Raw genomic sequence first — 8,782 nt, 5'->3', positions numbered from 1 at the left:
GTTGTCGGGCATCGGGTTGTGGGAGGCCGACAGCATGGCGCCGAAGTCGGCACCGGTGGCCTTGGTCAGGTAGGCCAGGGCCACCGGCGCCGCCATGCTGGCCGCCCGCGGCGTGGGCGCCCGGCTGCAGCCGCGGCGGGAGCAGGCGGAGGTCACCGAGCCCGGTGACCAGGCCGAGGCGGTCGCCGAGTCCTACGGACGGTGGACCGCTGTCGTCGAGCGGTAGGCGATCTGAGCCGCCGATGACTCGGTCGGCCCGGCGCGGTCAGTACCGGCATGACTACGGAGACATCATGAAGCTCACCGTCAACACGTTCGTCACCCTGGACGGCGTCATGCAGGGCCCCGGCGCGCCGGACGAGGACCCCAGCGGGGGGTTCGACCGCGGCGGGTGGCTGGTGCCGCTGGAGGACGAGGACATGGGCCGGATCATCGACACCTGGTACGCCGAGGCCGACGAGCTGCTGCTCGGCCGGGCCACCTTCGAGATGATGCGGGCCTACTGGCCCCAGGTGACCGACCCGGACAACCCGATCGCCGCCGCCCTCAACGCGCGGCCCAAGCACGTGGTCTCCACGACGCTGCGGGAGCCGGGCTGGGCCCACACCTCGGTCATCTCCGCCGACGTGGTGGCGGCGGTGGCGGCCCTGAAGGAGCGGCCCGGCCGCGAGCTGCAGGTCCACGGCAGCTGGCAGCTGGTGCGCACGCTGCACGACGCGGGGCTGGTGGACCGCTACCGGCTGCTGGTCTTCCCCGTCGTGGTCGGCCACGGCAAGCGGCTGTTCGCCGAGGGCGCGGCGCCCTCCGGCTTCCAGGTGGTGGCCGGCGAGGTCACCGGCGGCGGGCTGGTGCACCTGGTCCTGGCGCCCGGTGGCATGAGCACCGGGGAGTTCGTCGTGGAGGACGGCCGAGAGGTGGCCCGGGTCAGCGAGCCGACCTGACCGGCCGGGCGAGCGGCGACCCGGTCACCGGGCGAGCCACTTGGCACCGGGTGGTGGCTCGCCCTGTTGCCGGCCCCGGCGAGGGTGGAGCAGACTGCGCGTGGCTCATCCACAGCACAGAGGGGACTTCCCATGGCTCCCGCCCGGACCCGATGGGCGGCGATCGGCGCCGCTCTGACCCTGGTCGGCACCGCCCTGCCGGCCGTGGCCGCTCCCTGGCAGGCCGACCGCCCGCACGACCGCGCCCGCGGCCATGACGCCCACAGCCAGGAGCTGACGCTGCTGGCGACCACGGACATCCACGGCCGCGTCGCCAACTGGGACTACTTCCGCGACGCGCCGTACAGCGAGAGCAGCGGTGACAGCGTCGGCCTGGCCAAGGTCGCCTCGGTCGTCGAGGACGTGCGGCAGGAGGTCGGCGAGGACCGGCTGCTCGTCGTCGACAACGGTGACGCCATCCAGGGCACGCCACTGACCTACTACTACGCCGCGCAGGAGCCGGTGACCGAGACCGGCCGGACCCACCCGATGGCGCTGGCCTACAACGAGATCGGCTACGACGCCCAGGTCGTCGGCAACCACGAGTTCAACTACGGCCTCGACCTGCTCGGCGCCTACGAGGACGACCTGGCGATGCCGCTGCTCGGCGCCAACGTGGTCGACGTGGACACCGGCGAGCCGGCCTTCGAGCCGTACACGCTGGTGCGGAAGAAGACCCGCGGCCACAAGCCGGTGACGGTCGGCATCCTCGGTCTCACCACGCCCGGCTCGGCCATCTGGGACAAGGGCAACGTCGAGGGGGAGCTGGAGTTCCGCGACATGGTCCAGACCGCCGAGCAGTACGTCCCGCAGCTGAAGGCGGCCGGCGCCGACGTGGTGGTGGTGCTCTCCCACGCCGGGATCGGCGACTCCTCCTACGACGACTCCGAGGTGCCGCCGGAGAACCCGGCCGACGACATCGCCCGCACCGTGCCCGGCATCGACGTGATGGTCATCGGCCACACCCACCGGGACGCCCCCGAGCAGGTGATCGTCAACGAGCAGACCGGTGAGGAGGTGCTGCTGACCCAGCCGTACCGGTGGGGCGGCAGCGTCGCCCGCGTCGACCTGGACCTGGTCAAGGTCCGCGGTCAGTGGGAGGTGACGGCCGCCGAGGGGTCGGCCATCCGCACCCGCGACTACGACGAGCACCCCGCGATCATGGACCTGGTCGCGGGCTACCACGACACCACCGTCGAGTACGTCAACACCGTGGTGGCGACCTCGGTGCAGGAGCTGTCGGCCGCTACCTCCCGGTGGGAGGACACCGCGATCCTCGACTTCATCCAGCACGTGCAGACCGAGACGGTCACCGAGGCACTGGCCGGCACGGAGTACGCCGACCTGCCGGTGCTCTCGATCGCCGCGCCGTTCTCCCGCGACGCGGTGTTCCCCCAGGGTGCGGTGACGATCCGCGACATCGCCGGGCTGTACATCTACGACAACACCCTGGAGGCGGTCACGCTCACCGGGGCGCAGCTGCGTGACTACCTGGAGTACTCGGCGACGTACTTCGAGACGGTGCCGGCGGGGGAGACCTTCGACCCCGCGACCGACACCAACGCCGGTGGCACGCCCGACTACAACTACGACATGTTCTCCGGCGTCAGCTACGACCTGGAGCTGTCCGAGCCGGCCGGGTCGCGGGTGCAGAACCTCACCCTGACCGACGGGACCCCGGTGACCGCCGACATGGAGTTCGTCGTGGCGGTCAACAACTACCGGCGGAGCGGCGGCGGCAACTTCCCGCACATCGACGAGGCCCCGGTCGTCTACAACGAGCAGCGGGAGATCCGCCAGCTGCTCATCGAGTGGGCGCAGGAGCGCGGGGTCATCGACCCCGCCGACTTCTTCGTCGAGAACTGGCAGCTCACCGTCGGCGGCGAGCCGGTCGGCTGAGGCCGGCAGCGCCACCTCGGCCGAGGCCCGGCTCACCGTCCCTGGTGGGCCGGGCCCGCTGCTTCCGGTCGTCAGGTTCCCGGATGCGGCCTACCGTGGCGACCATGGGCCAGGACCAGTACGACGAGACCTTCGGTGGCACGACGAACAACGCGAGCCCCTCCCGCGAGGACGAGCAGCAGCAGGAGGACGCCAGGCGGCAGCAGGGCGGCGAGTCCGACGAGGGCCAGGTCTCCGAGGGCGGGAGCGGCTCGCCCAACGCCGAGGCCAACCGCGGCGGGGCCGACAGCGTCCCGGACACCCCGGACAACAACGATCCCTTCGACCGGCCCGGCAGTGACTTCACCGACGAGAGCAAGGGCGGCGACTCTGCCTAGTGGGCCGAGGGCCCGGGGCAGCAGGCGGTCGGCGGGGACCGGTCACTGCGAGAAGTAGCCGCTGAGCCGGCCCCGCAGGCCACCGGCCTCCAGGTGCTCGGCCATGGCCCGCTCCGCGCCCTCGGGGTCGCCGGAGGCCACCGCCGCGGCGATCCGGCGGTGCTCGGCGAGCGTGTCCGGGCCGAAGCTGAGCTCCCAGTGCAGCCGGAAGATGTGCAGGTGGCAGTGGGTGAGCGAGAGCGCGCGGAGCACCTGCGGGCTCCCGGACAGTCCCCACACGAGGTGGTGTAGCCGCTCGTCGTGCGCGGCCAGCGCCTGGTACGCGTCGTAGGTGGCATCCCGGGGGAGGCTGACGCTGTCGACCTCCTGCTGCAGGGCCCGCGCGCCGGTGCCGGTGATCCGCTCGGCGGCCCGCCGGGCCGCCCACGGCTCCAGGAGGCCGCGAAGCTGGAAGATGTCGGCGAACTCCTCCTCGGTCAGCAGCTCGGTCGCACGGTAGCCGCGCAGCGGCACCTTCACCACCAGGCCCTCGCTCTCCAGGCGGGCCAGCGACTCGCGGACGGGAGTCTGCGAGACCTGGAGCTCGCGGGCCAGCCCGTCGATCGAGAGCCGGTCGCCCGGCGCGATGTCGTGGTCCATGATCCGCGCCTTGAGCCGCTCGTAGGTCTCGTCGGCGACCATGACGCGCCCGGTGGTGGGGGAGTGGGTCTCACGCACGGCCATCAGCGCCTCTCTGCTGCGGCACCGCCGTGGGCGGCTCCGGGCCTGGCAGCCGGCCCCGGGCCGTCCGGTTCGTCGGAAACATCACGACTGGGTCAGGAATTGGTCCGACCTCTTGACATCCGTGGTGGTGGGCAACGATCCTGAGGCAATCATATCCTATATGATCTGTCTAGAGCGAGGGAGCCACAGTGACGGACGCGGCGGCACACGAGCAGCTGGCTGAGCGGCTGGCGCACACCTACACGGGCGTGGTCTACGACGTGATGCGAGACGCCGGGCGCGAGGTGCGGACGCTGCCGTCGGACATCCGGCCGCTGCTGCCGGACGTGAAGCTGGCCGGGCCGGTGTTCACCGTGGCCGGCGAGATCGACGAGACGCTCGAGGTGCACCAGACGATGCTGGAGTGGACCGGCCTGCTCGAGCGGGCGCCTGCCGGCCACGTGCTCATCTGCCAGCCGAACGACTCCACGATCGCCCACATGGGCGAGCTGTCCGCCGAGACGCTGCAGCTGCGGGGAGTCCGCGGCTACATCGTGGACGGCGGGTGCCGGGACACCGACTTCGTCCGGGACATCCAGTTCCCCGTCTGGCGCCGCTACGACACCCCGGCCGACGTCCGCGGCCGCTGGGCGCCGACCGCGCTGGGCGAGCCGATTCAGATCGGGGGGACGGCCGTCGAGACCGGCGACTTCGTCCTCGCCGACCAGGACGGCGTCGTGCTCATCCCTGGTGCCGACGCCGAGGAGATCATCGCCGCCGCCGAGGAAGCCCTCCAGCAGGAGAACCTGGTGCGCGCCGCCATCCGGGAGGGCACCCCTCCGCAGCAGGCCTACCTGAAGTACGGGAAGTTCTGAGAGTCCCGACCACCCCTGACCCATCTCCACCGACGACGCTGATAAGAGGGACACCATGGCCACTCGCGCCACCTACCGCCGCACCATCGCCGTTGCCTTCGCCGGCTCCCTGACCCTGACCGCCTGCGGAGGCGGGGGTGAGGGTGAGGGCGGGAACCCGGAAGTCGAGTTCCGCGCCGCGCACGCGCAGACCCCGGAGCACCCGTACCAGACGTGCGGGCTGGAGCACATGCAGCAGGTCTTCGAGGACAACCCCGAGGCCAACCTGAGCATGGAGATCTTCCCCAGCGCCCAGCTGGGCTCCAACGAGGAGAACCTGGAGGAGATCCAGGCCGGCACCCTGGACATGTCCGTGCCCGGGCTCGGCAGCCTCACCGTCTTCGACGAGCAGATCGGGGCCCTGGAAACCGCCTTCTCGGTCGAGAGCCAGGAGGAGCTGCAGGAGCTGGTGGACGGCGAGGTCGGCGAAGAGCTGCTGGTGCCGTTGCGGGAGTCCCACAACGTGCGCGTGCTGGGTCCGCTGTGGGCGCTGGGCTCGCGTCACATCACCGCCAACAAGGTCGTGGAGTCGCCTGAGGACCTCGCCGGCGTCCCGATGCGCAGCCAGCAGACGGCGGCCAGCCGGGCCACCACCGAGGCGCTGGGCGGCACGCCCACACCGGTGGACTTCTCCGAGCTCTACCTGGCGCTGTCGCAGGGTGTGGTGCAGGCGCAGGAGAACCCGGTCGTGCAGATCGACACCGCCAACCTGCACGAGGTGCAGGACTACATGATGATGACCGGCCACATCGTCAACGTCTCCATCGTCGCGATGGCCGAGTCCAGCTACCAGGAGCTCACGGACGAGCAGCAGCAGGTGCTCGACGAGGCCGCCAGCTCGGCCGCCGCCGAGGTGGACCAGTGCATCGCCGATGCCGAGGAAGAGATCATGCAGCGGTGGGAGGACGAGGGCGCCATCGAGGTGATCCCCCAGGACCAGCTCGACATGGAGGCCTTCCGGCAGAACGCCAAGGAGGTCTACACCGGGGAGGGCTCGGAGTACGCCGACACCTGGGGTGACCTCTACCTGCAGCTCACGGAGGGTGAGGAGTGAGGCACCGGCGGACCCGAGCAATGGGGAGGGGCCATGGCTAGACCCGCCCTGAGCAAGGCGTGGCGGACGGCCGAGCGCGGCATCGACGGCATCGCGGTCCTCGAGCGCTGGCTCTCGGTCGCGCTGCTCGCCGTCATCTTCCTGGCCGCCACGGCCCAGGTGTTCATGCGCTATGTCCTGAACACGCCGCTGGCCACCTCCGACGAGATCGCCCGGTTCACCCTGATCTGGGCCACCTTTTTGGCCGCGGCGCTCACCCAGAACCGTGACGAGCACATCGCGGTGCTGATCTTCCGAGCGCGCGGCAGCGCCCGCCGCAGGGCACTGCTGCACTCGTTCGCCAACCTGGTGGCCCTGCTCACCGCGGCGGTGGTGGTCTACCTGAGCTTCGAGACCCTGGACCGCAGCGCCCGGGTCAGCTCGCCGTCGCTGGAGATCTCGATGAGCCTGGTCTACCTGTCGGTCTCGCTGGGCTTCGCGCTGATCGCCCTGCACAGCGTCCGCAACCTGGTGAACCTGGCGATCTACGGACGGGTCAGTCCGGACCGCAGCGACCACCTCGCCGAGGAGATGCAGCTGACATGACGATCCTGTTCGTCATCGCCGGAGTCCTGGTCCTGCTGCTCCTCGGCGTCCCGGTCGTGTACTCGCTGCTGATGCCCTGCCTCGTCTACTTCGCGATCGAGGGCCCGCGGGCGCTGACCGCGGTCATCCCCGGGGTCGCCGGCGGCCTGAACAGCTTCCCACTGGTGGCGGTGCCGCTGTTCATCATGATGGGAGCGCTGGCCAACGAGACGGGCGTCACCGAGAAGCTGTTCGCCGCGGCCGACAAGTTCCTGGGCCACCTGCGGGGCAGCCTGGGCTACGTCAACGTCGTGGTGAGCCTGGGGTTCTCGTGGATGAGCGGCTCGGCGATCGCCGACGCGGCAGCCCTGGGCCGCATCGAGGTGCCGGCCATGCTCAAGCGCGGCTACCCGCAGCGGTTCGCCACCGGGGTCACCGCCGCCTCGGGCATCATCGGCCCGATCATGCCGCCGAGCATCCCGGCCGTGCTCTACGCGGTCGCGGCCGGCGTCTCCCTGGGAGGGCTGCTCATCGCCGGGATCCTCCCGGCCATCGTGCTGGTCACGACGCTGCTGATCACCGTCTTCATCTGGGCCCGCGGCAAGCCGGAGCTCACGAGCCCCAAGTCGACGTGGGCGGAACGGTCCAAGGCGGCGGCCGGGGCAGGCCCGGCCATGCTGGCCCCCGTCCTGCTCCTGGGCGGCATCCTGCTCGGCGTCTTCACCCCGACCGAGGCCGCCGGGGTCGCCGTCGGCTACCTGCTGCTGCTGGGCCTGGTGACGCGCAACCTGAGCTTCGGCGGCGTCTACCGGGTCCTGGTCTCCACCGCGCGCAACGTCGGCGCCATCCTGGTGCTGGTGGCGGCCGCCGCGATCTTCGGGCGGGTGATGACCCTCGAAGGGGTCCCCCGCCTGATGACCGACTTCATGACCGGGCTCTCCGACAACCCGGCGGTGTTCCTGGGGCTCACCCTCGTGATGCTGCTCCTCGCGGGGATGCTGCTGGAGCCGGCCTCGGCGCTGCTGATCTTCGTGCCCGTGCTGTTGCCGGCCTCCCAGCAGTTCGGGGTCGACCCGCTGCACTTCGGCAGCGTGGTGATCCTGGCGCTGATGCTGGGCGTGGTCACCCCGCCAGTGGGACTGATCTGCTACGTCATCAGCGACGTCACCGACATCGCGGTCTCCGACGTGTTCCGCGGGGTGCTGCCGTTCTACATCCCGCTGGGCATCTCGCTGCTGCTGGTGACGTTCGTGCCGGCCGTGACGCTCGCGCTGCCACGAGCACTCGGATTCTGAGGAGGGACATGCGCGTCGTCGTCGCCGACCGTTCCCTGGAGCGGTTCGCTGAAGAGCTGGAAGCGGCCGGTCCGGAGGCCACGTGGAGCTACCACGGGCCGGATGAGGAGGAGGCCCTCGCCTCCGCCCTCGCCGGCGCGGACGCCTTCGTCGGCAGCCGGCTGCCGGCGCAGCTGGCGGCCGCGGGCTCCGGGCTGGGCTTGGTGCAGTCGGCCGGGGCCGGCGTGGACGCCATCGACCTCTCGGCGCTGGACGACTCGGTCGTCGTCGCCAACGTCTTCGAGCACGAGCGCTCCATCGCCGAGCACGTCCTCATGGCGGTGCTGGCGCTGCAGCGCCAGCTGCTCCCGGCGGACCAGGCGCTGCGGCGCGGGCACTGGGCCAACCCCGCGCGGGACCCCGCGCTGCCGCTCAGCCGCACGCTGACCGGTCAGCGGGTGGGCATCGTCGGGTACGGCCACATCGGCCAGGAGATCGCCCGGCTCACCCACGCGCTCGGCATGCGCCCGCAGGCAGTCCGCCGCTCGCCGGCCCGGCAGCCGGACGAGTGGCTCGAGTCGCTGGGCGGCCCGGAGCAGCTGCCCGACCTGCTCGCGAGCTCGGACGTCGTCGTGGTGTGCGTGCCGCTGTCGGAGGAGACCCGCGGCATGATCGGCCGCGAGCAGCTGGCAGCGATGCGGCCGGAGGCCTACCTGGTCAACGTCGCCCGGGGGGCCGTGGTGGAGGAGGAGGCGCTCTACGCCGCGCTGCGGGACCGCACCATCGCCGGCGCCGCCCTCGACGTGTGGTGGCGGCCGCCGCCGGCTCCGGGACGGGTCGACCTGCCGGCCTCGCTGCCCTTCGCCGAGCTCGACAACGTCGTCTTCACCCCGCACGTGTCCGGGGTCACGGAGGAGACCTTCCGCCGGCGGGCCCGGGAGATCGGCGCCAACCTCGCCCGGTTCGCCGCCGGGCAGGACGTGCACCACCGAGTCCGGTGACGCGCGCCGAGCGCGCC

Annotated in this window: 11 protein-coding genes; 9 read left to right on the top strand and 2 right to left on the bottom strand. The window is 71.4% G+C overall.

The features are described from left to right. Window positions 1–96: hypothetical protein (locus GFJ45_RS16980; RefSeq protein ID WP_407670374.1), on the bottom strand; the 96-nt coding region annotated here is incomplete at its 3' end. On the opposite strand from GFJ45_RS16980, the gene GFJ45_RS16900 reads away from it, so the two are divergent. The 4 genes from GFJ45_RS16900 to GFJ45_RS03195 all read left to right on the top strand — a co-directional run bounded on the left by GFJ45_RS16900 (window position 95) and on the right by GFJ45_RS03195 (window position 3,256). Next, entirely contained in the window at window positions 95–226 is a 132-nt protein-coding gene (locus GFJ45_RS16900; RefSeq protein ID WP_267128843.1) for a hypothetical protein, read from the top strand. The two genes, GFJ45_RS16980 and GFJ45_RS16900, sit on opposite strands and share 2 nt — an antisense overlap. 67 nt (window positions 227–293) lie before the next feature. Then, window positions 294–941, top strand: coding sequence for a dihydrofolate reductase family protein (locus tag GFJ45_RS03205; RefSeq protein WP_153394079.1), 648 nt, complete (start codon window positions 294–296; stop codon window positions 939–941). A 132-nt stretch (window positions 942–1,073) separates the two neighbouring features. Next, complete coding sequence (locus tag GFJ45_RS03200) at window positions 1,074–2,879, top strand: bifunctional metallophosphatase/5'-nucleotidase (RefSeq protein ID WP_153394077.1); 1,806 nt, start codon at window positions 1,074–1,076, stop codon at window positions 2,877–2,879. A 104-nt stretch (window positions 2,880–2,983) separates the two neighbouring features. Further along, complete coding sequence (locus tag GFJ45_RS03195) at window positions 2,984–3,256, top strand: hypothetical protein (protein ID WP_153394075.1); 273 nt, start codon at window positions 2,984–2,986, stop codon at window positions 3,254–3,256. A gap of 42 nt (window positions 3,257–3,298) precedes the next feature. Here the strand turns inward: GFJ45_RS03195 and GFJ45_RS03190 are convergent, their stop codons facing one another. Then, window positions 3,299–3,979, bottom strand: coding sequence for a GntR family transcriptional regulator (locus GFJ45_RS03190; RefSeq protein ID WP_153394073.1), 681 nt, complete (start codon window positions 3,977–3,979; stop codon window positions 3,299–3,301). Between the two features lie 188 nt (window positions 3,980–4,167). On the opposite strand from GFJ45_RS03190, the gene GFJ45_RS03185 reads away from it, so the two are divergent. Genes GFJ45_RS03185 through GFJ45_RS03165 form a run of 5 tightly spaced genes read left to right on the top strand, consistent with a single transcriptional unit; the run spans window position 4,168 to window position 8,765 of the window. Continuing rightward, window positions 4,168–4,833: an RraA family protein gene (locus GFJ45_RS03185; RefSeq protein WP_228386402.1), complete on the top strand. Its 666-nt coding sequence runs from the start codon at window positions 4,168–4,170 to the stop codon at window positions 4,831–4,833. Between the two features lie 55 nt (window positions 4,834–4,888). After that, entirely contained in the window at window positions 4,889–5,926 is a 1,038-nt protein-coding gene (locus GFJ45_RS03180; RefSeq protein WP_153394071.1) for a DctP family TRAP transporter solute-binding subunit, read from the top strand. Window positions 5,927–5,959: 33 nt separating this feature from the next. Further along, window positions 5,960–6,511, top strand: a complete 552-nt coding sequence (locus GFJ45_RS03175; protein ID WP_153394069.1) for a TRAP transporter small permease — start codon at window positions 5,960–5,962, stop codon at window positions 6,509–6,511. Next, window positions 6,508–7,785, top strand: a complete 1,278-nt coding sequence (locus GFJ45_RS03170) for a TRAP transporter large permease (RefSeq protein WP_153394067.1) — start codon at window positions 6,508–6,510, stop codon at window positions 7,783–7,785. Before GFJ45_RS03175 ends, GFJ45_RS03170 begins: the two co-directional genes overlap by 4 nt. Window positions 7,786–7,793: 8 nt before the next feature. Further along, complete coding sequence (locus GFJ45_RS03165; RefSeq protein ID WP_153394065.1) at window positions 7,794–8,765, top strand: 2-hydroxyacid dehydrogenase; 972 nt, start codon at window positions 7,794–7,796, stop codon at window positions 8,763–8,765. Window positions 8,766–8,782: the final 17 nt, after the last annotated feature.

The organism is Ornithinicoccus halotolerans, assembly GCF_009602535.1.
Taxonomy (GTDB): Bacteria; Actinomycetota; Actinomycetes; order Actinomycetales; family Dermatophilaceae; genus Ornithinicoccus; species Ornithinicoccus halotolerans.
Note: the sequence above shows the minus strand (reverse complement) of the source record. Positions and strands in the feature narration are given on the sequence as shown.

Excerpts from the sequence above, each read along its gene's own strand:
- GFJ45_RS16900 (WP_267128843.1), top strand. The coding sequence starts at position 95 with ATGCTGGCCGCCCGCGGCGTGGGCGCCCGGCTGCAGCCGCGGCGGGAG.
- GFJ45_RS03205 (WP_153394079.1), top strand. The coding sequence starts at position 294 with ATGAAGCTCACCGTCAACACGTTCGTCACCCTGGACGGCGTCATGCAG.
- GFJ45_RS03200 (WP_153394077.1), top strand. The coding sequence starts at position 1,074 with ATGGCTCCCGCCCGGACCCGATGGGCGGCGATCGGCGCCGCTCTGACC.
- GFJ45_RS03195 (WP_153394075.1), top strand. The coding sequence starts at position 2,984 with ATGGGCCAGGACCAGTACGACGAGACCTTCGGTGGCACGACGAACAAC.
- GFJ45_RS03190 (WP_153394073.1), bottom strand. The coding sequence starts at position 3,979 with ATGGCCGTGCGTGAGACCCACTCCCCCACCACCGGGCGCGTCATGGTC.
- GFJ45_RS03180 (WP_153394071.1), top strand. The coding sequence starts at position 4,889 with ATGGCCACTCGCGCCACCTACCGCCGCACCATCGCCGTTGCCTTCGCC.
- GFJ45_RS03175 (WP_153394069.1), top strand. The coding sequence starts at position 5,960 with ATGGCTAGACCCGCCCTGAGCAAGGCGTGGCGGACGGCCGAGCGCGGC.
- GFJ45_RS03170 (WP_153394067.1), top strand. The coding sequence starts at position 6,508 with ATGACGATCCTGTTCGTCATCGCCGGAGTCCTGGTCCTGCTGCTCCTC.
- GFJ45_RS03165 (WP_153394065.1), top strand. The coding sequence starts at position 7,794 with ATGCGCGTCGTCGTCGCCGACCGTTCCCTGGAGCGGTTCGCTGAAGAG.